General features: G+C 63.0%; 24 protein-coding genes, 1 tRNA gene and 1 pseudogene. 17 read left to right on the forward strand and 9 right to left on the reverse strand.

Going from position 1 to position 24,641, the window contains the following annotated elements; all coding sequences use genetic code 11:
• The first annotated feature begins 14 nt into the window (after positions 1–14).
• The 3 genes from ugpE (at position 15) to ugpQ (ending at position 2,694) form a co-directional block, all read left to right on the forward strand.
• A complete protein-coding gene (ugpE, locus tag CBP34_RS15760) occupies positions 15–863 on the forward strand; it encodes a sn-glycerol-3-phosphate ABC transporter permease UgpE (protein WP_086928021.1) in 849 nt (282 codons plus the stop codon).
• A 63-nt stretch (positions 864–926) separates the two neighbouring features.
• The gene (locus CBP34_RS15765; protein ID WP_086928022.1) at positions 927–1,931 is read left to right on the forward strand and encodes a sn-glycerol-3-phosphate import ATP-binding protein UgpC; all 1,005 of its coding nucleotides are present in this window, start codon (positions 927–929) and stop codon (positions 1,929–1,931) included.
• A 22-nt stretch (positions 1,932–1,953) separates the two neighbouring features.
• Positions 1,954–2,694 carry a glycerophosphodiester phosphodiesterase gene (gene ugpQ, locus CBP34_RS15770; RefSeq protein WP_418134684.1) on the forward strand — a complete coding sequence of 247 codons (741 nt, stop codon included), beginning with the start codon at positions 1,954–1,956 and terminating at the stop codon, positions 2,692–2,694.
• Positions 2,695–2,800: 106 nt separating this feature from the next.
• On the opposite strand, the gene CBP34_RS15775 is transcribed toward ugpQ, so the two are convergent.
• Both CBP34_RS15775 and CBP34_RS15780 read right to left on the reverse strand, forming a co-directional pair.
• Positions 2,801–3,694, reverse strand: a complete 894-nt coding sequence (locus tag CBP34_RS15775) for an N-formylglutamate amidohydrolase (protein WP_208616343.1) — start codon at positions 3,692–3,694, stop codon at positions 2,801–2,803.
• Positions 3,694–4,680 carry a tripartite tricarboxylate transporter substrate binding protein BugE gene (locus CBP34_RS15780; protein WP_086928024.1) on the reverse strand — a complete coding sequence of 329 codons (987 nt, stop codon included), beginning with the start codon at positions 4,678–4,680 and terminating at the stop codon, positions 3,694–3,696. Before CBP34_RS15780 ends, CBP34_RS15775 begins: the two co-directional genes overlap by 1 nt.
• Before the next feature lie 114 nt (positions 4,681–4,794).
• Here CBP34_RS15780 and CBP34_RS15785 point away from each other — a divergent pair, with 114 nt between their 5' ends.
• Positions 4,795–5,694 (forward strand): LysR substrate-binding domain-containing protein, encoded by a 900-nt coding sequence (locus CBP34_RS15785; RefSeq protein WP_094098580.1) that lies wholly within the window; start codon positions 4,795–4,797, stop codon positions 5,692–5,694.
• Between the two features lie 51 nt (positions 5,695–5,745).
• Here the strand turns inward: CBP34_RS15785 and CBP34_RS15790 are convergent, their stop codons facing one another.
• Entirely contained in the window at positions 5,746–6,024 is a 279-nt protein-coding gene (locus tag CBP34_RS15790) for a hypothetical protein (protein ID WP_086928026.1), read from the reverse strand.
• A gap of 71 nt (positions 6,025–6,095) precedes the next feature.
• On the opposite strand from CBP34_RS15790, the gene hemA reads away from it, so the two are divergent.
• The 7 genes from hemA (at position 6,096) to paeA (ending at position 12,948) form a co-directional block, all read left to right on the forward strand.
• Positions 6,096–7,403, forward strand: a complete 1,308-nt coding sequence (hemA, locus tag CBP34_RS15795; protein WP_086913238.1) for a glutamyl-tRNA reductase — start codon at positions 6,096–6,098, stop codon at positions 7,401–7,403.
• Positions 7,404–7,508: 105 nt separating this feature from the next.
• Positions 7,509–7,829 carry a c-type cytochrome gene (locus CBP34_RS15800; RefSeq protein ID WP_094098581.1) on the forward strand — a complete coding sequence of 107 codons (321 nt, stop codon included), beginning with the start codon at positions 7,509–7,511 and terminating at the stop codon, positions 7,827–7,829.
• Between the two features lie 93 nt (positions 7,830–7,922).
• The gene (gene prfA / locus CBP34_RS15805; RefSeq protein WP_094098582.1) at positions 7,923–9,011 is read left to right on the forward strand and encodes a peptide chain release factor 1; all 1,089 of its coding nucleotides are present in this window, start codon (positions 7,923–7,925) and stop codon (positions 9,009–9,011) included.
• A 74-nt stretch (positions 9,012–9,085) separates the two neighbouring features.
• On the forward strand, positions 9,086–9,928 hold the full coding sequence (prmC, locus tag CBP34_RS15810; RefSeq protein ID WP_094098583.1) for a peptide chain release factor N(5)-glutamine methyltransferase: 843 nt from the start codon (positions 9,086–9,088) through the stop codon (positions 9,926–9,928).
• Positions 9,929–9,976: 48 nt separating this feature from the next.
• Positions 9,977–10,300 (forward strand): Grx4 family monothiol glutaredoxin, encoded by a 324-nt coding sequence (gene grxD / locus CBP34_RS15815; RefSeq protein ID WP_086914177.1) that lies wholly within the window; start codon positions 9,977–9,979, stop codon positions 10,298–10,300.
• A gap of 172 nt (positions 10,301–10,472) precedes the next feature.
• On the forward strand, positions 10,473–11,480 hold the full coding sequence (locus tag CBP34_RS15820; RefSeq protein ID WP_094098584.1) for an AAA family ATPase: 1,008 nt from the start codon (positions 10,473–10,475) through the stop codon (positions 11,478–11,480).
• Between the two features lie 124 nt (positions 11,481–11,604).
• Positions 11,605–12,948: a polyamine export protein PaeA gene (gene paeA, locus CBP34_RS15825; protein ID WP_094098585.1), complete on the forward strand. Its 1,344-nt coding sequence runs from the start codon at positions 11,605–11,607 to the stop codon at positions 12,946–12,948.
• 40 nt (positions 12,949–12,988) lie between these two features.
• On the opposite strand, the gene CBP34_RS15830 is transcribed toward paeA, so the two are convergent.
• Both CBP34_RS15830 and CBP34_RS15835 read right to left on the reverse strand, forming a co-directional pair.
• Entirely contained in the window at positions 12,989–13,591 is a 603-nt protein-coding gene (locus CBP34_RS15830; RefSeq protein WP_236748591.1) for a lytic transglycosylase domain-containing protein, read from the reverse strand.
• An 89-nt stretch (positions 13,592–13,680) separates the two neighbouring features.
• Positions 13,681–15,423 (reverse strand): proline--tRNA ligase, encoded by a 1,743-nt coding sequence (locus tag CBP34_RS15835; protein WP_094099214.1) that lies wholly within the window; start codon positions 15,421–15,423, stop codon positions 13,681–13,683.
• 92 nt (positions 15,424–15,515) lie between these two features.
• Here CBP34_RS15835 and CBP34_RS15840 point away from each other — a divergent pair, with 92 nt between their 5' ends.
• Positions 15,516–16,196, forward strand: coding sequence for an RNA pyrophosphohydrolase (locus tag CBP34_RS15840; protein WP_094098586.1), 681 nt, complete (start codon positions 15,516–15,518; stop codon positions 16,194–16,196).
• A 124-nt stretch (positions 16,197–16,320) separates the two neighbouring features.
• On the opposite strand, the gene proB is transcribed toward CBP34_RS15840, so the two are convergent.
• From proB to rplU, 4 genes are all read right to left on the reverse strand, one after another.
• Positions 16,321–17,463, reverse strand: coding sequence for a glutamate 5-kinase (proB, locus tag CBP34_RS15845; protein WP_094099215.1), 1,143 nt, complete (start codon positions 17,461–17,463; stop codon positions 16,321–16,323).
• Between the two features lie 93 nt (positions 17,464–17,556).
• Positions 17,557–18,627, reverse strand: coding sequence for an Obg family GTPase CgtA (cgtA, locus tag CBP34_RS15850; protein ID WP_094098587.1), 1,071 nt, complete (start codon positions 18,625–18,627; stop codon positions 17,557–17,559).
• Positions 18,628–18,794: 167 nt separating this feature from the next.
• Positions 18,795–19,052: a 50S ribosomal protein L27 gene (rpmA, locus tag CBP34_RS15855; protein WP_008905145.1), complete on the reverse strand. Its 258-nt coding sequence runs from the start codon at positions 19,050–19,052 to the stop codon at positions 18,795–18,797.
• Positions 19,053–19,067: 15 nt separating this feature from the next.
• Complete coding sequence (gene rplU, locus CBP34_RS15860) at positions 19,068–19,379, reverse strand: 50S ribosomal protein L21 (protein WP_024814187.1); 312 nt, start codon at positions 19,377–19,379, stop codon at positions 19,068–19,070.
• A gap of 230 nt (positions 19,380–19,609) precedes the next feature.
• On the opposite strand from rplU, the gene CBP34_RS15865 reads away from it, so the two are divergent.
• The 5 genes and pseudogenes from CBP34_RS15865 (at position 19,610) to CBP34_RS15885 (ending at position 24,641) form a co-directional block, all read left to right on the forward strand.
• The gene (locus tag CBP34_RS15865) at positions 19,610–20,539 is read left to right on the forward strand and encodes a polyprenyl synthetase family protein (RefSeq protein WP_094099216.1); all 930 of its coding nucleotides are present in this window, start codon (positions 19,610–19,612) and stop codon (positions 20,537–20,539) included.
• Between the two features lie 46 nt (positions 20,540–20,585).
• A tRNA-Pro gene (locus CBP34_RS15870) sits at positions 20,586–20,662 on the forward strand.
• Between the two features lie 124 nt (positions 20,663–20,786).
• Positions 20,787–22,523, forward strand: a complete 1,737-nt coding sequence (pilB, locus tag CBP34_RS15875) for a type IV-A pilus assembly ATPase PilB (protein WP_086913248.1) — start codon at positions 20,787–20,789, stop codon at positions 22,521–22,523.
• A 20-nt stretch (positions 22,524–22,543) separates the two neighbouring features.
• A pseudogene (locus tag CBP34_RS15880) lies at positions 22,544–23,763 on the forward strand (type II secretion system F family protein).
• Positions 23,763–24,641, forward strand: coding sequence for a prepilin peptidase (locus tag CBP34_RS15885; RefSeq protein WP_086913250.1), 879 nt, complete (start codon positions 23,763–23,765; stop codon positions 24,639–24,641). Before CBP34_RS15880 ends, CBP34_RS15885 begins: the two are co-directional and overlap by 1 nt.

A 24,641-nucleotide genomic window follows, 5' to 3' on the forward strand; every position in this document is an offset into this window, starting at 1 on the left:
CCCGGAGGCCAACCATGGTTGATCGAAACCCCTGGCTCAATTTCCTGTCCCACGCCGTGCTGCTGCTGGGCGTGGCCATCGTCGCCTTTCCGCTGTATCTAGCGCTCGTCGCCTCCACCCATACGGCGCAGGCCATCGTGCAGTCGCCCATGCCCTTGCTGCCGGGCGCCCACCTGTGGGAGAACTACCAGGCCGCCCTGTTCGGCTCGGGCAAGCTGGGCTCCAACACCAATGTGGTGCACATGATGTGGGTGAGCTTCGTGGTGGCCATGGTCATCACCGTGGGCAAGATCGCGATTTCGCTGCTGTCGGCGTTCGCCATCGTGTACTTCCGCTTCCCGTTCAAGATGCTGTGCTTCTGGGCCATCTTCGTGACGCTGATGCTTCCCGTGGAGGTGCGCATCCTGCCCACCTACAAGGTGGTGGCCGACCTGGGCCTGCTCAACAGCTACGCGGGCCTGACGCTGCCACTGATCGCCTCGGCCACGGCCACCTTTTTGTTTCGCCAGTTCTTCCTGACGGTGCCCGACGAACTGGTGGAGGCCGCCCGCATGGACGGCGCTGGGCCCATGCGCTTTTTCATCGACGTACTGGTGCCGCTGTCGCGCACCTCGATTGCCGCGCTGTTCGTGATCCAGTTCATCTACGGTTGGAACCAGTACCTGTGGCCCTTGCTCATGACCACCTCGGAGGACATGTACCCGGTGGTGATCGGCATCAAGCGCATGCTGGCCGGCGGCGAGGCCGCGGTGGACTGGAACATCGTCATGGCCACCGCCATCATCGCCATGCTGCCGCCCACGGCCGTGGTGATCCTCATGCAGAAGTGGTTCGTCAAGGGCCTGGTCGATACCGAGAAATAAGCGTCAAAAACACCTGCAGCGCTTACAAAACAAGCGCTAGCAGCTATTAATTAAATAGCAAATATGGCATCCCTCACTCTCAGCAACGTCGTCAAGCACTACGGCAGCGGCAAGCAGATCGTGCCCGTGATCCACGGCGTCAACGCCGACATCCAGGACGGCGAGTTCATCGTCATCGTCGGCCCCTCGGGCTGCGGCAAATCCACGCTGCTGCGCATGGTGGCCGGCCTGGAGGAAATCACTGGCGGCACCATTGCCATCGGCGAGCGCGTGGTCAACAACCTGGAGCCCGCCAAGCGCGACATCGCCATGGTGTTCCAGAACTACGCCCTGTATCCGCACATGAGCGTGTTTGACAACATGGCCTACGGCCTGAAGATCGCCAAGGCGCCCAAGGACGAAATCAAGGCCCGCGTGGACAAGGCCGCCAAGATCCTCGAACTCGGCCATCTGCTCGAACGCAAGCCGCGCGAGCTCTCGGGCGGCCAGCGCCAGCGCGTAGCCATGGGCCGCGCCATCGTGCGCCAGCCGCAGGTGTTTTTGTTCGACGAGCCGCTGTCGAACCTCGACGCCAAGCTGCGCGCCCAGACCCGCATCGAAATCCAGAAGCTGCACCGTGAGCTGGGCATCACCAGCCTGTTCGTCACGCACGACCAGGTCGAGGCCATGACGCTGGCACAGCGCATGATCGTCATGAACGCGGGCGTGATGGAGCAGTTCGGCACGCCCGAAGAGGTCTATCACACGCCGGCATCGATTTTTGTGGCCAGCTTCATCGGCTCGCCGCCCATGAACCTGCTGCGCCATGCGCCCAACAGCAAGCCCGGCACCATTCTGGGCATTCGCCCCGAACACCTGGACATCACCGCCACCGGCTGGGAGGTGCGCGTGGACACGGTCGAACTGCTGGGCGCCGAGCGCCTGGTGTACGCCACCATGGGCGGCGACAGCCTGATCGTGCGCATCGAAGAGGGCAGCGCCTCGCCGAAGGTGGGCGAAACGATCCACATCACGCCGCGTGAAAACCGCCTGCACTGGTTCCACGCCGAGACCGGCAAGCGCCTCTGACCCTGCCCGAAGGATGCCAAGCATGACCACACCCTGGCCCTATCCTCGCTGGATCGCCCACCGCGGCGCCGGCAAGCTGGCGCCCGAGAACACCATGTCGGCATTTCGGCTGGGGGCGCAGCACGGTTACCGCATGTTCGAGTGCGACGCCAAGTTGAGCAGCGACGGCGTGCTGTTCCTTTTGCACGATGCCACCCTGCAGCGCACCACCAATGGCCGCGGCACGGGCGGCGCCCTGCCCTGGCACGCCCTGTCGCAGCTGGATGCAGGCAGCTGGCATTCGCGCGCCCATGCGGGCGAGAGCATGCCCACGCTGGAGGCGCTGGCGCGCTGGTGCCTGGCCAACCATTTCTGCCTGAATGTGGAAATCAAGCCCACGCCTGGCACCGAGGCCGCCACCGGCCGCGCCGTGGGCGAATTGCTGGCACGCATCTGGCCCGCCACGGCCGTGCCACCCTTGCTGACCTCGTTCAAGCCGGACGCACTGGCGGCGGCCCAGGCCGCTGCGCCGCAGTTGCCGCGCGGCCTGCTGCTCGACACCCTGCGGGAAGGCTGCCTGGACGAGGCGCAGCAACTGGGCTGCCAGGCGCTGGTATGCAACCACGCCTTGTGGGATGCTGCCCTGGTGCAACAGGTCCACGCATTGGGTCTGCGCGCCCTGAGCTACACGGTGAACGACGAATGGGCGGCCCAACGCCTGATCGACCTGGGCACCGACGGCATCATCACCGACCGCGTCGATCTGTTCAGCGCAGCCGCCTGACAACTATCAAAAAAGAGAGCAGCTAGCGCTCTTTCCTGCTGCGTCTCATGGCATTGGCGGCACGAAACCCAGCAGAAACAAGCGTGAAACGCTATATTTTCAATAGCTATTGTCGTGGCATGGCTGCGCGCACATAGGCGGCGACCACGCCCATCAGCGCGTCCAGATGGGCGCGCAGCGGCGCAAAGCCGGCATGGGGCTCGCGCGTGTCCTCGTCCATGTAGACGGGGCGGCGAATCTCGATCTGCAGGCTGTGCCGGCCCCGGTGCGGCTGGCCGATACGGCCAATCAGTTCCACCCCTTTGTACGGTTCATTCAGCGCCACGCTGTAGCCAAAGCCGCGCAGGGTGGCGGCCACCAGCTGCACGAACTCGGGCGCGCAGGTGGTGCCGTCGCGGTCGCCCAACACGAAGTCGGCCAGGGGCGGCGCATCGGTCCGACCCAGGCGCCGGTAAACGTCGCTGGGCATGGAGTGCAGGTTCAGATGCCACACGGCGCCAAAGCGCTGCACGCTCGTGTCGATGGCCTGCTGCAGCGCGGCGTGGTAGGGGCGCCAGTAGTGGGCGATGCGCCCCTGCACCTCGGCCACGGTCAGGCGCCGGTCATACAGCGGCGTAGCCACGCCGTCCTTGCTGATGCGGGCCCACACCAGCCCCAGGCCCTGGCGTGTTTTCTCGCCCGGCGTCAAGGGCTCGGGCCAATCGCCGGCGAGCATGGCGGGGTCGATGTCGACCTCGCTGCGGTTGGGGTCGATGTAGGTGCGGGGAAAGGTCGCCGCGATCAGCGTCGCGCCGTGGGCCGGCACGTCCTGCCACAGCGTGTGGATGTGCGTGTCCTCCCCCCGGCGCAGCAAAGACAGGGGCACCACATGGCCAAAGTCGGCCGGGTAGGCCGTGCCGCTGTGCGGCGAATCGCACACCAGCGGCAGGGCGGGCGCTGTGGGCGCGCGCACCTCGACCGGGGTGTCCGGCCGGGGCTGCAAGAAGTCGGGCAAGTCCATCAATCGAGGCGGATGTTGGCCTTTTTGGCGACGCCCTGGTAGCGCGCAATCGCGGCATCGATCTGCTTGGCGAACTGCGCCGGCGTGTTGGCCATGGACTCGCCCGAGATCGCGTTCATGCGCTCGATGTAATCCGCGCTCGCCATGACCTTGTGGGCCGCGGCGTTGAGTTTGTCGATGATGGCCTTGGGCGTGCCGGCCGGTGCCACCAGGCCAAACCAGCCGCCATCGCCCATGCCGGGGTAACCCAGCTCGGAATAGGTGGGCACATCGGGCAGCACCGGGCTGCGCTTCAAGGCCAGCACCGCCAGCGGGCGCAGCTTGCCGGACTTGATGTGCGGCAGGGTCGACGGCAGATTGTCGGTCATGGAATCGACCTGACCCGCCAGCGCATCGTTGATGGCCTGGCCCGCGCCTTTGTAGGGGATGTGCAGCAGCTTGATGTCCGCCAGATCCATGAAGTTCTCGATGTTGGCATGGCCCAGCGAGCCGGTGCCGGGCGAGGCAAAGGTGTACTTGCCGGGGCTGGCCTTGGCCAGGGCGATGAATTCCTTCATGCTCTTGGCGGGCACGCTGGTGTGCACCACGAACACGCTGGGCACGGCCATCACGTTGGTGATGGGGGCAAAATCCTTCACCGCGTCGTAAGGCAGCTTGGCATAAATGGCGGGGTTGGCACCATGGGTGCTCACCGTGGCCATGCCGATGGTGTAGCCGTCGGGTGCGGACTTGGCAATCGCGTCGGCGCCCAGCGAGCCGCCGGCGCCGCCCTTGTTGTCCACCACCACCGCCTTGCCCAGCACGGCGCCCATCTTGTCGGCCAGCAGTCGCGCCACCATGTCGGTGGAGCCGCCGGCAGCAAACGGCACGATCAGCTTGATGGGGCGGTTCGGGTAGTCATTGGCCTGCGCCATGGCGGTCGGGGCGTGCAGCGCGGCAACGGAACTGGCCGCAAGAGCGGCCACCAGGCAACGGCGTGAAATCATGGGCGTCTCTCTCGTGAAATAGTTCGAGCAGCCATTGTGGACAGCGCCACCGGGTGCGAAAAGCGACAATGTGGCGGCAACCCATTACCAACGCTCATATATTCACTCCTGGCCATGCGCATCCGCTCCCCCTCGCTTTCCGAGTTGCATGCATTCGCCACGGCGGCGCGGCTGGGCAGCTTTTCGCAGGCGGCGGAAGAACTGCACGTAACGCAGGGCGCCATCAGCCGCGCCATTGGCCGGCTGGAAGAGCACCTGGCGCTCGCACTCTTCATGCGCGAGGGGCGGCGCAGCATCCTCACGCCCACCGGGCAGTCTTACCTGGACGCCATCGCACCCGCCATCGCCTCCATCGAGGCGGCCACGGTGGCGCTGCAGACGCGCCGCACCAGGCGCGCCTTGCGCCTGTCCGTCGCGCCCACGCTGTTCAGCCACTGGCTGATTCCGCGCCTGCCCGACTTCCACGCCCAGTACCCTGAAACGACGCTGTCGTTCGCCCCCTACCGGCGCGACGACCCGCTGCAGGCGCCGGAAATCGATGCCTGGCTGCGCGTGGGCTGCGACCGGTGGCCCAGGCACATCCAGGCCAACTATGTGGTCGGGCGCGAACTCGTGCCCATCTGCCGCCCCGCCGACCTGCAGGGCCCCCACGCCATCCGCACGGCGCAAGACCTGCTGACACGCCCGCTGCTGTTCCATACCAATTACCCGGACAACTGGGCCTGCTGGTTCCGGGGCGTGGGCTGCGCGCACCCGCCGCTGGCGCCCGCGGCCGACTTCGAGCTCGTCGCGCTGCTGGTGCAGGCGGTGATCGCGGGGCTGGGAGTGGCGGTGGTTCAGCGTTGCCTGGTGGAAAAAGAACTGGCTGCGGGCCGCATCGCGATTGCGGTGCCTCTTCCCGTGGTGATCGACCGGGGCTACTACCTGTGCCAACCGACGGGCCATGCCGCACCGGCCGCGCTTCAGGACTTCAGCCAGTGGCTGCTGGCGCAGGCGCAGCACGCGTCGGTGTAGCGGGGGCGGCGGCCCGTGCGAACGCCAGCCAAAGCGCCGCGCAACAGCCCTTTACGACCGCCAGCCGCGCACCAGCATCCACTGGCAACTGGCGCAGGCCAGCACCAGCGCGGCATAGGTCAGCATCTTGCCGTCGCGGCCCAGCACCACCAGCCCGGCCACCAGTACCGCGCAGCCTACTATGAAATTTATAGCTAACTGCGCTTTCCACGAAAGCGCCAGCGCCCCTTTTGAGCGGATAAATCGCCCTCCCAGCACCAGGAACGCGGCCAACGCCGCAGCGGGGGCCATGAAATTCAAAGCATGGAAGAGAACGTCCAGAGGACCCATAAACGTGACCCAGATCAAGGCTTGAGCAAACACGGTGCCCGATGCTGCGAACAATTTTATAATCGGCGCCTATGGCAGTCTGGGCCCTCGGCATCAACCACACCACCGCGCCGCTCGATCTGCGTGGCCGGTTTGCGTTCGCGCTCGACCAGATCACGCCCACGCTGCAGGGCCTGCGCCAGTCGCTGGGCCAGAGCAGCCGCCACACCGGCGTCGAAACCGCCATCATTTCCACCTGCAACCGCACCGAAATCTATTGCGCCGGCGAGCAGGCTGCCATGGACCACACGCTCGGCTGGCTGGCGCAAAGCGGCGGCGTGAGCCCCGCACTGCTGCGCTCGCACTCCTACACCCTGGAAGACAGCCTGGTGGCGCGCCACGCGTTTCGCGTGGCAAGCGGGCTTGACTCGATGGTGCTGGGCGAGGCCCAAATCCTGGGCCAGATGAAAAACGCCGTGCGCGCCGCCGAAACCGCCGGCGCACTGGGCACCACGCTCAACCAGTTGTTCCAGCGCAGCTTTGCCGTGGCCAAGGAGGTGCGCACCAGCACCGAAATCGGCGCGCACAGCATCAGCATGGCCGCCGCCGCCGTGCGCCTGGCCGGCCAGCTGTTTGAAGACCTGTCCAAGATCCGCGTGCTGTTTGTTGGCGCGGGCGAAATGATCGAGCTGGCGGCCACGCACTTCGCCGCCAAGAACCCCCAGTCCATTGCCATCGCCAACCGCACCCTGGAGCGCGGCGAGAAGCTAGCCACCCGTTTTGGCGGCGAGGTGATGCGCCTGTCGGACCTGCCCGAGCGGCTGCACGAGTTCGACGCCATCATCAGCTGCACCGCCAGCACCCTGCCCATCATCGGCCTGGGTGCGGTGGAGCGCGCCCTCAAGAAGCGCCGCCACCGCCCCATCTTCATGGTCGACCTGGCCGTGCCGCGTGACATCGAGCCCGAGGTCAAGGCCTTGGGCGATGTGTACCTGTACACCGTGGACGACCTGGCCAGCGTGGTGCAGACCGCCCAGGCCAACCGCCAGGCGGCCGTGGCGCAGGCCGAAGCCATCATCGACGCCGGCGTGCAAAGCTTCATGCACTGGATGGAGTTGCGCAGCCCCGCGGGCGCAGCAGGCGGCGTGGTGCCCCTGATCCAGCAGATCAACGCCCAGACCGACGAGTGGCGCGCCCTGGAGATTGCGCGCGCCAAAAAGCTGCTGGCCAAGGGTGAAGATGTGGATGCCGTGCTGGAGGCCCTCTCGCGCGGCCTCACGCAAAAGATGCTGCATGGCACCATGGCCGAGCTGCGGGCGGGCGACGCCGACATGCGCGCCCAGACCGCGCAGACGGTCTCGCGCCTGTTTCTGCGCTCGCAAAGCAAGACCGGCCTGTAGCGCCGCTCTGCCGCCTTGACTCGCCCACCAACGGGCGGGTTCGAGGCAACACCGGTTCGGCAGCCCCGGCTGCCCGCTGTTTCCCTTTGCACGAAAGCCCCGCCCATGGCCCACACACCCAGAATCGCCCTTTCCATTGCCCTGGCACTCACCCTGTCGGCCAGTCCGCTGGCCCAGGCCAGTTCCGCGCTGGCCGTCGAGATGGGCTGCACCAACTGCCACAGCAACGCGTTCCATCCCAATGCGCCCAGCTTCCAGCAGCTGGCCGACGAGTCGGCCAAGCGCCGCGGAGAAACGGGCGCCGAAGACCACCTGATGAGCGAACTGCGCAAGCCGCGCCTGCTGGGCCGCATTGGCGCCCACGAGCACCTGAGCGAAGAAAGCGCCAGGGCGCTGGCGCGCTGGATGCTGGACGGAGCCCACTGATTTTTTGCCCCATTTTTCAAGCCATTTTGGCATTTAGCGCCTGTCAAATAAGCGATGACAGCTACGCTTTTAGTAGCATTTTCACGATCCCGAATGAAACCTTTTCTCCGAAGCCAGCTGGAACGCTACGCGCAGCGTCTGGGCGAACTGGACTTCCTGCTCTCGCGCGAAGACATCATGGCCGACATGGCGCAATACCGCGTGCTGTCGCGCGAACATGCCGAGGTCACCCAGGTGGCCGGCCGCTATGCGCGCTTTTTGCAGCGTGAGGCCGACCTGACCGGCGCGCGCGAGATGCTGGCCGACCCGGACATGGCGGAAATGGCGCAGGAAGAAATCACCACGGCCGAGGCCGAACTACAGCAGCTTGAAGATGAATTGCAGCGCCTGCTGCTGCCCAAAGACCCTGACGACGCGCGCAACGCCTTCGTCGAAATCCGCGCGGGCACGGGTGGCGACGAATCGGCCCTGTTCGCGGGTGACCTCACGCGCATGTACATGCGCTACGCCGACCGCGTGGGTTGGAAGGTTGAGGTAGTGAGCGAGAACGCGGCAGAGCTGGGCGGCTACAAGGAAATCGTGCTGCGCATCGAGGGCGACCATGTCTATGGCGCGCTCAAGTTCGAATCGGGAGGCCACCGCGTGCAGCGCGTGCCCGCCACCGAAACCCAGGGCCGCATCCACACCAGCGCCTGCACCGTGGCCGTGATGCCCGAGCCCGACGAAACCGAGGCCATCAAGCTCAACCCGGCAGACCTGCGCATCGACACCTTCCGTGCCAGCGGCGCGGGCGGCCAGCACATCAACAAGACCGACTCGGCCGTGCGCGTGGTGCACTTGCCCACCGGCATCGTGGCCGAGTGCCAGGACGGTCGGAGCCAGCACAGCAACAAGGCCAAGGCACTGCAGGTGCTGCAGGCGCGCATCCAGGAAAAAGAGCGCAGCGAGCGCGCCGCCAAGGAGGCCGCGCTGCGCAAGGGCCTGATCGGCAGCGGCGACCGCAGCGACCGCATCCGCACCTACAACTTCCCGCAGGGACGGCTGACCGACCACCGCATCAACCTCACGCTCTACAAACTGCAATATGTGATGGATGGCGATCTGGCCGAGGTGCTGCAGGCCCTGGCGCACGCGCGCGAAGCCGAACAGCTCGAAGAGCTGGAGACGGGCGCCGCCGTCTGAGCCCTCGCAAGAATTTTGTATGAAACAGGGCTCTGGCGCTTGATTGACAAGCGCCAGAAGCTATCAAAAAAAGAGTGAACACCACAACCCCCACCCTGGCCCAGGCGCTGACCCAGGCCCGAACCCTGGGCCTGGAACGCATCGACGCCCAGATGCTGCTGCTGCATGCGCTGGCCCGCCCGGACGCCGGCCGCGCCTGGCTGCTGGCGCACGACACCGATGCGCTGGAACCCGCGGCGCACGATGCGTTCATGGCCCTGTGCCAGCGCCGCGCAGCGGGCGAGCCCGTGGCCTACCTCACGGGGCGCAAGGAGTTTTACGGCCTGCAACTGGCCATTGACGCCCGTGTGCTCGACCCGCGCCCCGACACCGAAACGCTGGTGGACTGGGCCCTGGAAGTGATCGCCCCCCTGCCCGCCCCGCGCGTGCTGGACCTGGGCACCGGCAGCGGCGCCATTGCGCTGGCCCTGCAGCACCAGCACCCCATGGCCCAGGTGCTGGCGGTGGATGCAAGCGCCGATGCCCTGGCCGTTGCCCAAGCCAACGCGCAGCGCCTGGCGCTGCCCGTGCGGTTTGCACTGGGCCACTGGCTGGACAGCGTGGAGGGACGGTTTGACGCCATCCTTTCCAACCCGCCCTACATTGCCGCAGCCGACCCGCACCTGGCCGCCCTGACGCATGAACCCTTGCAGGCCCTGGCCAGCGGTGCCGACGGGCTCGACGATATCCGCGCCATCGCGGCACAGGCACCGGCGCACCTTGCGCCTGGCGGCTGGCTGCTGCTCGAGCATGGCCACGACCAGGCCGAAGCCGTCGGCACGCTGCTGCGGGTGCAGGGCTTTGCGCAGGTGCAAAGCCGCAATGACCTCGCCGGCATTGCGCGTTGCACGGGCGGGCAGTGGCCGACAGTGAAATAATCCCCCCATTGCGGGCCTGTGCCCGCCAGCCCCTTCAAGGAGAACCCCATGAGCGACACGCAACAACGCATCGACGCCCTCGTGAAATCCAGCGACATCCTGCTGTTCATGAAAGGCAACGCCAGCTTTCCGATGTGCGGCTTTTCGGGCCGTGCCATCCAGATCCTCAAGGCCTGCGGCGTGGACACCAAAGCCGTGACCACGGTGAATGTGCTGGAAGACGAGGAAATCCGCCAGGGCATCAAGGAATACAGCAACTGGCCCACCATTCCCCAGCTGTACGTGAAGGGCGAGTTCATCGGCGGCTCGGACATCATGATGGAGATGTACGAGTCAGGCGAACTCAAGCAGGTGCTGGGAACCGAGGGCTGAAGGCCTCCCGGGCTACCGGCCCGGGCATACCTCGCTACAAGGCCGCCCGAGAGCGGCCTTTTTCTTTTTTCATGGCGGCAATATTTGCACCAATACAGGGCTTTACCTGCGTGAATGCAGGCATGTTGTGTGCTTGAATGGTTGCGTGACCCATCCATCACAGGAGCATGCAATGATCCACCATAGCCTTGTTCCCCAGGCCCCGGCCCTGCGCCTTCCGGTGGCGCAGATTCGCCAGGTGTTCCAGCCCGCCGATGTCGAGCGCAAGCTGGCGCGGCTGCAGGAGGCGGGCAACCAGCGCGAATACGAGACCCTGCGCACCGTGTACGAGCGCATGCTCGAACGCGGCCCCGAGCGCTTTCAGGTCAAGCCCTCGGGCGTGCCCGACATGGCCAGCCTGTATGACCAGCTGCCCAATTTCACCGAGGTACTGGACGACGTGAAGCGCCATGTGGCGCTGGCGCAGGACAGCCGCGACGGCCTCGAAGTCACGCCCATGCTGCTGCTGGGGCCGCCGGGCATCGGCAAGACGCACTTTGCCCGGCATCTGGCCGAGTTGCTGGGAACGGGCATGAACCTGGTGTCCATGAGCTCCATGACGGCAGGGTGGCTGCTTTCGGGTTCGTCCTCCCAATGGAAGGGCGCCCGACCCGGCAAGGTGTTCGAAGCCCTGGTGGACGGCGAATACGCCAACCCGGTGATCGTTGTGGACGAGATCGACAAGGCAGCCTGCGATGCGCAGTATGACCCGCTGGGCGCCTTGTATGGGCTACTGGAGCACGACACCGCGCAGTGCTTCACCGACGAGTTCGCCGAAGTGGCCATCGACGCCAGCCAGGTCATCTGGATCACCACGGCCAACGACGAACGCGGCATTCCCGAGCCCATCCTGAACCGCATGAACGTGTTTGCAGTCGAAGCCCCCACGCTGGAACAAGCCCGCACCATCGCCCGCAACCTTTACCAGGGCATTCGCGCCGGGCACGACTGGGGGCGCCTGCTGGACCCTGAGCCACTGGACGATGTGCTCGACCAGCTGGCGCAGATGGCGCCGCGCGAGATGCGCCGCGCACTCATGACCGGCTTTGGCAATGCGCGGCTGGACCACCGCACGACCGTGGAGGTCGCCGACCTGCCACGCAGCGCTGCGGGCAAGGGCCGCATGGGTTTCGTGCAATAGCCGCGCAGGCGCGGGCTGGTCCATTGCGGTTGCCCCACCCGGGGCTGCTGCACCGTGCATGCGCGCCGCTACACTCAGAGGGCCCGGCGGCAGCGTCGCCCGGGTTTGCCCGGTTTTCCGCACCATGACCCTGACCCAAAGCCTGCTCGTCATTGGCCTGCTCATCGCAGCCAGTGCCTTCTTTTCCATGGCCGAGATCTCGCTGGCTGCCGCGCGCCGCCTGCGCCTGCGCCAGATGGCCGATGAGGGCGATGCCCGCGCCGACCGGGTGCTGCGCCTGCAGGAGCAGCCGGGGGACTATTTCACCGTGGTGCAGGTGGGCCAGAACGCGGTGGCCATCCTGGGGGGCATCGTCGGCGAAGGCGCGCTCAGCCCGCACTTCGCCGCGCTTGCCGGCCTGTGGTTGTCGGATGGCAGTGCGCAGAACATCGGCTTTCTGGCGTCGTTCCTGGTCATCACCTCGCTGTTCATCCTTTTTTCCGACCTGTTTCCCAAGCGCCTGGGCATGGCCGAGCCGGAAAACCTGGTGGTGCGGCTGGCGCAACCCATGGTGTTTTTGATGACCGTGCTGCGCCCGCTCGTGTGGTTCTACAGCAAGGGGGCAGATGCCCTGTTCCGCCTGCTGGGCCTGTCGTCCCTGCGGGACGACCGCATTACCTCCGACGACATCCTGGCCATGATGGAAGCCGGTGCCCGCGCAGGCGTGCTGGCCGCGCGCGAGCAGCAGGTCATCACCAATGTGTTTGAGCTCGATACCCGCATGGTGTCGAGCGCCATGTCGCCACGCGACCGAATTGCCTTCTTTCTGCGCGATGAGCCGGACGCCGTGATCCGCCTGCGCATCGCAGCCGAGCCGTTTTCGACCTACCCTGTGTGCGAGGGTGACATCGACCATGTGGTGGGCTACGTGGACGCCAAGGACCTGTTCCAGCGCGTGCTGAACAACCAGCCCATCTCACTGGCCGATGACAGCCTGGTGCGCAAGGTGCTCATCGTGCCCGACCGGCTCACCCTGTCCGAGGTGCTGGAGCAGTTCCGCCAGGTGCACGAGGACTTTGCCGTCATCGTGAACGAATACAGCCTGGTGGTGGGTGTGGTCACGCTGAACGACGTGATGAGCACCGTCATGGGCGATCTGGTGGTGGGCCCGGCCGACGAGGAGCAGATCGTGCGGCGCGACGAAAACTCGTGGCTCATCGACGGCGTCACCCCGGTGGAAGATGTGCTGCACGCGCTGAATCTCGACGAACTGCCGCACAGCGACGAATACGAAACCCTGGCCGGTTTCCTGATGGTGATGCTGCGCCGCGTGCCCCGGCGCACCGACAGCGTGAGCTGGGGCGGCTACAAGTTCGAGGTGCTGGACGTGGACAGCTTCCGCATCGACCAGGTGATGGTGTCGCGCCTGAAGCCCTTGCCGGTGGACAACGCCATCGCGGCAGATCCTTTGGCGCCGGCGGCGCACTGAGCCCATTTGCGCCGGCGCCTTACCGCGCTGCCCTGCCCCATCAGGCCGCTGCAGGTTTTTCGCTGAACTGCCAGTTGCGCTGAGCCCCAAAAACAGCGTCGGGATAAGGTGAGCGCCCCCGGCTGCCGTTGTAGCGGCCCAGCGCCATGAACAGGTCGCCGCGTTCGCGGTCGATGTAATGGCGCAGGATCACGCAGCCAAAACGCAGGTTGGTCTGCATGTGAAACAGCTTGCCCGGGTCGCCGTCGCCGATCACGCGCGTCCAGAACGGCATCACCTGCATGTAGCCGCGCGCGCCCACGCTGGACACGGCAAACTTGCGAAAGGCGCTCTCCACCTGGATAAGCCCCATGACGAGCGACACATCGAGCCCCGCGCGTTTGGACTCGTACCAGACGGTCTGCAGAAAGTCGCGACGCACCTCCCATTCTGGCTTGCGACGGCGCAGGCGGTCGCTCATGGTGCCCAGCCAGCGCAGGTAGTGCAGCCGGGACTCGGTGCTGAAGAATTGCGGCTCAGGCGGCCCGAAGTTGCCCACGGCCGAGGTCAGCGCCGTGCGCACCGAATCCATCAACGGCTCTTCCAGCTGCCCGCCCGCATGGGCCTGCGCAGGCGCCACCAGCCATGCGGCCGGCGTGGCCATCGACACCAGACATGCTCGCCGGGACACTCCCGTCTGCCCGATCAGCCCGGTCAGGGCCGCGCCGTTTGAAGCCACGTCGCGCTCACTCGTCATACCGCCATGCGCCCCTTCACATGGGCCAGAATGTCGACGACCGCCACCTTGGTGGCTGCAGCATCGCGGCGGTGCTGGTACTCGACCATGCCGTCCTTGAGGCTCTTGTCGCCAATGGTCACGCGGTGCGGCACGCCGATCAGTTCCCAGTCGGCAAACATGGCGCCGGGGCGCTCGCCCCGGTCATCCAGGATCACATCCACGCCAGCGGCGAGCAGGTCGGCATACAGCGACTCGGCCGTGGCCTTGACGGCTTCGCTGCGGTCCATGCCCACCGGGCAGACCACCACGGTGAATGGCGCAATCGCATCGGGCCAGATGATGCCGCGCTCGTCATGGTTTTGTTCGATCGCGGCCGCAGGCAGGCGGGTGATGCCGATGCCGTAGCAGCCCATCTCCAGCGGCTGCGGCTTGCCGTTTTCGTCCAGGAAGGTGGCGTTCATCGCGCGGCTGTATTTGGTGCCCAGATAGAAGACATGGCCCACTTCAATGCCGCGCTCGATGGCCAGCTCCCCCTTGCCGTCGGGCGAGCGGTCCCCCGCCACCACGTTGCGCAGATCGGCCACGGCATCGGGTTCGGGCAGGTCGCGGCCCCAGTTCACGCCAGTGATGTGGAAGTCCACCTCGTTGGCGCCGCAGATCCAGTCGGCCATCAGAGCCACTTCGCGATCGGCCACGATCTTGAGTGGTTTCTTCAGGCCGATGGGGCCTAGATAACCGGGCTTGCAGCCGAAATGCTCGTCAATCTCGCCCAAGGTGGCGAAACGGAAGCCTTCCAGCCAAGGCACCTTGGCCACCTTGATCTCGTTCATGTCATGGTCGCCGCGCAGCAGCAGCAGCCAGACCTGGGTCTTGACAATCTCGCCAGCGTCGTTGGTCTCGTCGGTGGCCAGCACCAGCGACTTCACGGTGGTACTCAAAGGCACGCCCAGCAGTTCTGCCACGTCGGCGCAGGTGCTCTTGCCGGGGGTGGCCGTCTTGGTAAGTGCCTTGGCTGCAGTGCCGCGCGGACCCGAGGGGGCTAGCGCCTCGGCCTTTTCCATGTTGGCGGCGTAGTCGCTCTGGGGGCAGTAGACGATGGCGTCTTCACCCGTGGCGGCAATCACCTGGAATTCCTCGCTCAGATCGCCGCCAATGGCACCGCTGTCTGCAGCGACCGCGCGGTAGGTAAGACCGAAGCGGTCAAAAATGCGCCGGTACGCCTGGGCCATGACCTGGTAGCTGGCCTTGGCTGCGGAGGGGTCGCGGTCGAAGGAATAGGCATCCTTCATGGTGAATTCACGCCCGCGCATCAGGCCAAAACGGGGCCGGCGCTCGTCGCGGAACTTGGTCTGGATCTGGTAGAAGTTCTTGGGCAGCTGCTTGTAGCTGCGCAGCTCCTGGCGCGCGATGTCAGTGATCACCTCTTCGCTGGTGGGCTGCACCACGAAGTCGCGGCCATGGCGGTCCTGGATGCGCAGCAGCTCGGGGCCCATCTTCTCGAACCGCCCCGTTTCCTGCCACAGCTCTGCTGGTTGCACCACGGGCATGGTCAGTTCCACGGCGCCAGCACGGTTCATTTCCTCGCGCACGATGGCCTCGACCTTGCGAATCACCCGCAGCCCCATGGGCATGTAGTTGTAGATACCTGCGCCCAGCTTCTTGATCAGACCCGCCCGCATCATGAGTTTGTGGCTGACCACTTCGGCATCGGCCGGAGCTTCCTTGAGGGTGGAGATAAAGAATTGGGAGGCTTTCATCGGGATCGATTTCAGGCAGAACGGAACGGCCCACTTGCCGCGCACTAGGCGCCGTGCATAATGGACACAGTTTAAAAAATTGGGGTTTGATTATGCTTGACCGGGACGGCTTTCGGCCGAACGTCGGCATCATCCTGCTCAACCAGAAGAACCAGGTGTTCTGGGGCAAACGCATTCGCACCCACAGCTGGCAGTTTCCGCAAGGTGGCATCGACCGGGGCGAAACCCCCGAGCAGGCCATGTTCCGCGAACTGCATGAGGAGGTGGGACTGCATCCCAACCATGTGCGCTTGGTCGCCCGTACGCGGGACTGGTTGCGCTATGAGGTGCCTGACCGGTACATCCGCCGCGATGCGCGCGGACATTACAAGGGCCAGAAACAGATCTGGTATCTGCTTCAACTGATTGGCCACGACTGGGACCTGAACCTTCGGGCCACCGACCATCCCGAGTTCGACGCCTGGCGCTGGCACGACTATTGGGTTCCGCTGGATGTGGTGGTCGAGTTCAAACGGGGCGTCTATGAGATGGCCCTGACCGAACTGGCCCGCTACCTTCCCCGTCACGAGCAGCGCAATCGCTACTTGCGTAGCGGCATGCGAGCGCGCGACGTGGAGCTGCAAGGCGGCCCCATGCACCGGGCGGGTTCTCTGTTGTTGAACCCGGGGGTAGAACTGCCTCCGGGTGCAAGTTTTGATCCTGATCCACAAAACAGTGTGCCGGCAGAACTTGAAGCCCTGCCGTTCCCTGGCATGGCACCGCGCTCGACCTAAAGCGACTTGCCGGCAGAGCCCGCCGGCAAATGGTGGCGCGCTCTCCTCTCAATAGCGGGTGGGCAGATGACGCACCTCCTTCGACGGCAAGTTGGCCCGTACCCCATGGGTCAACAGGAGCGCATCAGCCCGCTGTGAGCACCAGGTTGTCGCGGTGCACCATTTCCGACTCCGCGACATAGCCCAACAGTTTTTCAAACTCGGAAGAGGGCTTGCGACACAGAAGCCGTGCTTCCGCGCTCGCATAGTTGGCCAGCCCACGGGCAATCTCCCGCCCCGATGGATCACGCACCGCAATCACTTCGCCCCTCGAGAAATCGCCCTCTACCGCCGTCATACCGATGGGCAACAGGCTCTTGCCCTCGTCGCGCAGCTTGGCTGCGGCCCCTGCATCGACCACGACAGCACCCCGCATCTGCAGGTGGTCTGCCATCCACTGCTTGCGGGCCTGTGTTTTGGCGGTCTGGGCCACCAACAAGGTGCCCAGCGCCTCGCCTTGCACCAGGCGCACCAGCACATTCTCTTCCCGCCCCCAGGCGATCACAGTGGAAGCCCCTGACCCCGCCGCCCGCTTGGCGGCCAAAATCTTGGTGATCATTCCACCCTTGCCGATGCTGGAGCCCGCCCCGCCGGCCATGGATTCCAAGGCCGGGTCGCCCGCCTGGGCTTCATGCACAAACTGCGCTGCAGGGTCTTTGCGGGGGTCTGCTGTGTACAGGCCTTTCTGGTCCGTGAGGATGACCAGCGCATCCGCCTCTACCAGGTTGGCCACCAGCGCACCGAGGGTATCGTTGTCGCCGAACTTGATTTCGTCCGTGACCACGGTATCGTTTTCGTTGATCACCGGCACCACGCCAAGGCGCAGCAATGTCAGTAGCGTCGAGCGCGCATTGAGATAACGCTCGCGGTCTGCCAGATCGGCGTGGGTGAGCAACACCTGCGCGCTGCCCATTCCCTGCTCGCGCAGCTTGGTCTCGTACATCTGCGCCAGCCCCATCTGCCCCACCGCTGCAGCCGCCTGTAGTTCATGGATTTCCTGGGGACGCGCAGTCCAGCCCAGGCGCTTCATGCCTTCGGCGATCGCGCCGCTGGACACCATCACCACCTCACGGGGTGAACCGCCGCCCTCGCCGCGCACCAGTGCTGCCAGCTGACGGCTCCATTCGCCGATGGCGGTTTCATCCAGGCCACGGCCTTCATTGGTCACAAGGCTGGAGCCCACCTTGACCACAATGCGACGGGCATCTCGCAATACGCTGGAAACCATTTTCTGATTCATTTTGGCTACAAGCGCTTATAGAAAAAGCGCTAATAGCTATTAAATATATAGCAAAAGAGGCCGTACGAGCAGCCAAGGCCGTCAGACGGGTGCATCTCCAGCAAACCGTGGATCGACTTCCACCGGCTCGTTTTCGGTGCGTTGCTCAGACTGCACATGGCGGAAGATGGCATGGATCAGCGGCTCGCAACCTTCGCGCGTCAGCGCAGAGATTTCGAATACCGGGCCCTTCCACTTGAAACGCTTCACGAAGTCTTTGACGCGCGTCTCTCGTTCATCCGCGGGCACCATGTCAAGCTTGTTCAGTACCAGCCAGCGCGGCTTGTTGTAGAGCTGCTGGTCGTATTTCTTCAGTTCATTCACGATGGCCTTGGCCTGAGCCACCGGATCCACCGCATCATCAAAGGGCGCGAGATCCACAATGTGCAGCAACAAACGGGTGCGCTGCAGGTGGCGCAGGAACTGATGACCCAGCCCCGCACCTTCAGAAGCACCTTCAATCAGGCCAGGAATATCGGCCACCACAAAGCTCTGCTCGGGACCTACGCGCACCACTCCCAGATTCGGGTGCAACGTGGTGAACGGATAGTCGGCAATCTTGGGGCGTGCGTTGGATACTGCCGTAATGAACGTCGATTTGCCCGCATTCGGCATGCCCAGCAGCCCCACGTCGGCGAGCACCTTCAATTCGAGTTTCAGGTTCTTTTTCTCACCCGGCCAGCCCGGCGTCTTCTGCCGCGGCGCCCGGTTGATGGCGCTTTTGAAACGCATGTTGCCAAAGCCCCCATCCCCGCCCTTGGCGATGGTGATCACCTCCCCCGGGGTAAGCAACTCGTACAGGACTTCGCCCGTTTCGGCATCGGAAATGATGGTGCCTACGGGCATCTTCAGCGTGATGTCCGTGCCTGCAGCACCAAACATGTCAGAGCCCATGCCATGCTCGCCCCGCTTGGCTTCGTGGCGGCGGGAATAGCGAAAGTCCACCAAAGTGTTCAGGTTGGGATCCGCCACGGCAAACACATGCCCTCCGCGCCCCCCGTCACCCCCATTGGGACCGCCGAACTCCTTGTATTTTTCGTGCCGGAACGACACGCAGCCATTGCCACCATCACCGGCAGCAATGTCAATATAGGCTTCATCGACGAACTTCATGGGGTATCCAGTTTACAAAATAGCGCATAGAAGGCGGGCGAATCCTTCTGAAAGCGCAAAGCCCCGACCGTGCGGGGCACGCGGGCCAGCACCATAGCACCAGCACACGCCTTAAACAACAAAGCCCCGACAGGGCGGGGCTTCGATTGCTGCCAGAGGAATCAACCTCAGGCGGGAGTCACATTGACCGTGGATTTGGACAACGCACCCTTGGTGCCGAACGACACGTGGCCATCCACCAAGGCGAACAAGGTGTGATCCTTGCCCACGCCGACATTGTTGCCGGGATGGAAACGCGTGCCGCGCTGACGCACGATGATCGAGCCAGCGCTGATCAGTTCACCACCGAACGCCTTGACACCCAGCATCTTTGGCTTGGAATCGCGCCCGTTTCGCGTAGAGCCGCCGCCTTTTTTCTGTGCCATGACATCAGCTCCTTTTTAAGCAGCGATCACGCCGATTTGCAGCTCGGTGAACTGCTGACGGTGACCTTGACGTTTCTGATAGTGCTTGCGACGGCGCATCTTGAAGATGTGCACCTTGTCGTGTTTGCCGTGCGCCACGACAGTGGCTTTCACGGTTGCGCCGGACACCAGGGGAGTACCCACCTTCAGTTCAGCGCCGTTGCCGACAGCCAGAACCTGGTCGATCACAATTTCCTGGCCTACGTCCGCAGCAATCTGTTCTACTTTAATTTTTTCGCCGGAAGCAACGCGATACTGCTTGCCGCCGGTTTTTATGACCGCGTACATGTTGACCTCTTGATATGAGTTCTGCAGACGGATTTCCGCAGAGCCAAAAATTATACCATCAGACGGAAAAGTAGCCAACCGATGCATACACTGTGCGGCAATCACATCGGCAATGGCCAGCCTGCGCGCAGGCCTTCCTATAATTCGCAGCACTTTCTGCGTGCCACCCTATCTTGACTTCCCCCCTTATCCCCACCGCCCCGTCGCCATTGACGATCATCACCGACGACATGCGCGAAGTGGACCGTGTCATTGCCCAGCGCCTGACGTCCAGCGTGCCCCTGGTGGCACAAATCTCCCAGTACATCATTGCAGCCGGCGGCAAGCGGCTGCGCCCCGCCCTGCTCCTGATGATATGTGGCGCCCTGGGCTATCGGGGACCACACCGGTTCAGCCTGGCTGCAGTCGTCGAGTTGATCCATACAGCCACCTTGCTGCACGACGACGTCGTGGACGCCTCCACACTGCGCAGGGGGCGCGCCACTGCCAATCAGACTTTTGGCAATCCCGCGAGCGTACTGGTGGGCGATTTTCTGCACTCGCGCTCGTTTCAGATGATGGTGGAGACCGGGAACATGCGCGTCATGGATGTGCTGTCCGAGGCCACCAATGTCATCGCCGAAGGAGAAGTACTCCAACTGATGAACATGCATGATGCATCACTGGATGAATCAGGGTATCTGCAAGTCATCCGCTCCAAGACCGCCAAGCTCTTTGAAGCCAGCGCTCGGTTGGGCGCCATTCTTGCGGCAGCCCCCCCCGCCATCGAAGAGGCGTGCGCAACGTACGGGCAAGCACTGGGCACAGCGTTCCAGATCATTGACGATGTGCTCGACTATGACGGGGACGCGGCGGAAATGGGGAAAAACCTGGGCGATGACCTGCGCGAAGGAAAATCCACGCTGCCGCTCATCGTGGCCATGCAACGAGGCTCTTCCGAGCAAGCCGCCATTGTGCGGCAAGCCATTGAAGAAGGCTCCACAGACCGACTGGACGATGTAGTGGCCATTGTCCGAACCACCGGAGCACTGGAAGCAGCGCGCACTGCTGCGTTCACGGAAGCCCGCCGCGCAATAACCGCCGCGGAGCAGTTGCCAGTGAACAACTACGCAACGAGCTTGCTACAATTAGCAACTCAATTGCTTGAGCGCCGCGCCTGAATTTCTGCTGAATGCACCAGAAATTGTAATCAGCGGTGTCAACGCACGGGGTGTAGCTTAGCCTGGTAGAGCGCTACGTTCGGGACGTAGAGGCCGGAGGTTCGAATCCTCTCACCCCGACCATTCTCAGTACAAATCAAACACATTCCTCGCACTGTGGCAATACTGCCATATGGCAGCGCTGTACAGGGCGCGAGTGTTCGGCGATGATAGGATGGTTTCTTCAACCACTAATTGCCCGGGTTACATGGCCGCTGTCGATACTGCCCAGAAAGAAGCTTCCTCAGTAGCCCTCCCGGGATTGGGCCGCGCGCTGATGTCTGCAGGAAAGCTGACACAAAAATCAGCCGAGGATATTTACAAAAAGTCACAATCAAGCCGCACCAGCTTTATCGCTGAGCTGACAGGATCAGGTGTCGTTTCGGCCTCGGATTTGGCGCACACCGTCTCCGCTGTTTTTGGCGCGCCTTTGCTGGATCTGGATGCCATAGATCCGCAGCGTCTTCCCAAAGATCTGCTGGACGCCAAAATTTGCAGCGCCTACCGGGTGGTTGTTCTCAGCAAAAGAAATAATCGACTCATCGTTGCCACGGCGGATCCAACGGATCAGGAAGCCGCAGAGAAAATCAAATTCACCACCCAAATGGGGGTGGACTGGATTATTGCCGAATACGACAAATTAAGTCGTCTGGTAGAAATCAGCACAAAATCCACCAGCGAAACCATGGATACGCTGATCAGCGGTGGAGGCGATTTTGAATTCGACGATGTGGCTGTCGAAGAGGCTGCGGAGAGCAATGAAGCGACAACCGAAGTTGAAGATGCTCCCATCGTCAAGTTTCTGCACAAAATGCTGCTGGATGCCTTCAATATGCGGGCATCGGATCTGCATTTTGAACCTTATGAGCACCAGTATCGAGTACGGTTTCGTATTGATGGCGAGTTGCGCGAGATTGCATCGCCCCCGATTGCCATCAAGGATAAATTAGCCTCTCGCATCAAGGTTATATCGCGCCTCGATATTTCCGAAAAACGGGTGCCCCAGGATGGGCGGATGAAACTGAAAGTGGGACCGGACCGGGTCATCGACTTTCGTGTCAGCACCTTGCCGACGCTGTTTGGTGAAAAAATCGTGATCCGTATTCTGGATCCCAGCAGCGCAAAATTGGGCATCGATGCCCTCGGATATGAGGCCGTTGAGAAAGAGCGCCTGCTGGCGGCTATCGGTCGCCCTTACGGAATGGTATTGGTCACCGGCCCCACCGGGTCGGGCAAAACGGTTTCGCTATATACCTGTTTGAATCTGCTCAATAAGCCTGGCGTCAATATCGCCACCGCCGAAGACCCCTCTGAAATCAACCTCCCAGGGGTGAACCAGGTCAACGTCAACGAAAAGGCCGGGCTCACCTTTGCGGTGGCCCTCAAGTCATTTCTGCGTCAAGATCCCGACATCATCATGGTGGGGGAAATTCGCGATCTGGAAACCGCTGACATTTCCATCAAGGCGGCGCAAACGGGACACCTCGTACTGTCCACATTGCATACCAATGACGCCCCCACCACGTTGACACGCATGCGCAACATGGGAATTGCGCCCTTCAATATTGCATCCAGTGTCATATTGATCACGGCCCAGCGTCTGGCCCGTCGGCTTTGCCCCGTGTGCAAGACACCAGCCGATATTCCACATGAAGCACTCGTGGATGCCGGCTACCCCGAGGATGAGCTCGATGGTTCCTGGGTAACCTACCGCCCTGTTGGCTGCTCTGCCTGCAATAACGGGTACAAGGGTCGCTTGGGGATTTATCAGGTCATGCCCATCACTGAAGAAATTCAGCGCATCATCCTGCGCGACGGCAGCGCGATGGAAATTGCGGAGCAGGCAAAGCGGGAAGGCGTGCGTTCTTTGCGTGAAGCGGGCCTGCATAAAGCGAAATTGGGCCTCACTTCCCTGGAAGAAGTGCTGGCAGTGACCAACGAATAATTCAAAAACGAGGGAGCATCATGGCAACCGCAGCATCCAATCGTGATATCAAGGATTTCGTCTTTGAGTGGGAAGGCAAAGACCGCAACGGAAAGATTGTCCGGGGGGAAACCCGTGCCGTCGGCGAAAATCAGGTGCAGGCGATGTTGCGGCGCCAAGGGGTTTTTCCCACCAAGATCAAGAAGCGCCGCATGCGCTCGGGCAAGAAGATCAAACCCAAGGATATCGCCCTGTTCACCCGTCAGCTGGCTACCATGATGAAGGCTGGGGTGCCGCTGCTGCAGGCATTCGACATTGTGGGACGCGGCAATACCAATGCCAGCGTGACCAAGTTGCTGAACGACGTGCGGTCGGATGTCGAGACCGGTACTTCGCTCAATGGCGCATTTCGCAAGTACCCCATGTATTTCGACAGCCTGTACTGCAATCTGGTCGAGGCGGGGGAAGCTGCGGGTATTCTGGAAGCGCTTCTCGATCGCCTGGCGCTTTACATGGAAAAGACCGAGGCCATCAAGTCCAAGATCAAGTCGGCACTCATGTACCCGATTTCCGTGGTGATCGTGGCGTTTGTGGTGGTTACCGTGATCATGATTTTTGTGATTCCGGCCTTCAAGGAAGTTTTCACCTCGTTTGGTGCGGATTTGCCCGCCCCACCCTTTTCGTCATGGCCATCAGCGAAATATTCGTGAAGTGGTGGTGGTTGATTTTCGGTGTGCTGGGTGGCGGATTTTACTTCTTCATGCAGGCCTGGCGTCGCAATGAAAAAGTCCAGATGTTCATGGACCGCCTGATGCTGCGCATGCCCATTTTTGGTGCGCTGGTGGAAAAGTCCTGCGTCGCCCGCTGGACCCGCACGCTCTCGACCATGTTTGCCGCCGGCGTGCCCTTGGTGGAGGCACTGGACTCCGTGGGGGGCGCCGCAGGCAATTCTGTCTATTCCATGGCGACCGACAAGATTCAGCAAGAGGTTTCCACCGGAACCAGCCTGACTGCGGCAATGGGCAACGCCAATATTTTTCCCTCCATGGTGCTGCAGATGTGCGCCATTGGAGAGGAGTCGGGTTCCATCGACCACATGCTGGGCAAGGCAGCCGATTTCTACGAAGCCGAAGTGGACGACATGGTTGCCGGGCTGTCGAGCCTGATGGAGCCCATCATCATTGTATTTTTGGGCACCCTCATTGGTGGCATCGTGGTGTCGATGTACCTGCCGATTTTCAAGCTCGGTCAGGTCGTTTGATGGGCGTGGATATCTGGGCAGAACCCGCCATTGCGGGCGTTCTAGGCCTGCTGCTTGGCAGCTTTCTCAATGTCGTGATTCACCGGTTGCCCAAAATGATGGAGCACCAATGGGCACAGGAGCATGCGGCGTTCGCAGCCGACGCCGACGCCCATGCCCCACCAACGGCGAGCACTGAAAAGAAGACCTTCAATCTGTGGACACCCCGCTCACGCTGCCCCTCCTGTGGGCATGTGGTGCAGTGGTATGAAAACATACCGGTGCTGAGCTACCTGTTTCTGCGCGGGCGCTGCTCGGCATGCCATGTGCGCATCAGCGTGCGCTACCCTCTGGTAGAGATCCTTACCGCAGCGCTTTTTGCGTTCTGTGTGCACCAATGGGGCTTGACGCCCACGGGCCTTGCCTGGTGCGGCTTCTCGGCTGCCCTGGTTGCGCTGGCGTTCATCGACTGGGACACCACCTTGCTGCCCGACGACATCACACTGCCCCTGCTCTGGGCCGGTTTGTTGGCGTCGGCGGGGCGCTGGATCGATGTTCCCCTGCTGGCTTCCGTGACGGGTGCTGCAGCAGGTTATCTCTCGCTTTGGCTGGTGTACTGGGCTTTCAAGCTTGCCACGGGCAAGGAGGGCATGGGATATGGCGACTTCAAACTTTTTGCCGCCCTGGGCGCCTGGTTTGGATGGCAGGCCCTGGTCCCGATCATTTTGATGTCATCGGTGATCGGTGCACTGGTCGGGATTGGCCTGAAGATCTTCAACAACCTGCGTGAAGGCGGCTACGTTCCCTTCGGCCCCTTCCTGGTGGGTGCAGGCCTGACGGCCATGGTGTTCGGGCCGAATGCCATTTTGCAAACGGTGCTGAGCCTGTTCGGTTTGTAA

Origin of the sequence: Acidovorax carolinensis (assembly GCF_002157145.1) — a bacterium.
In the GTDB taxonomy this organism is placed as follows: domain Bacteria; phylum Pseudomonadota; class Gammaproteobacteria; order Burkholderiales; family Burkholderiaceae_C; genus Acidovorax; species Acidovorax carolinensis.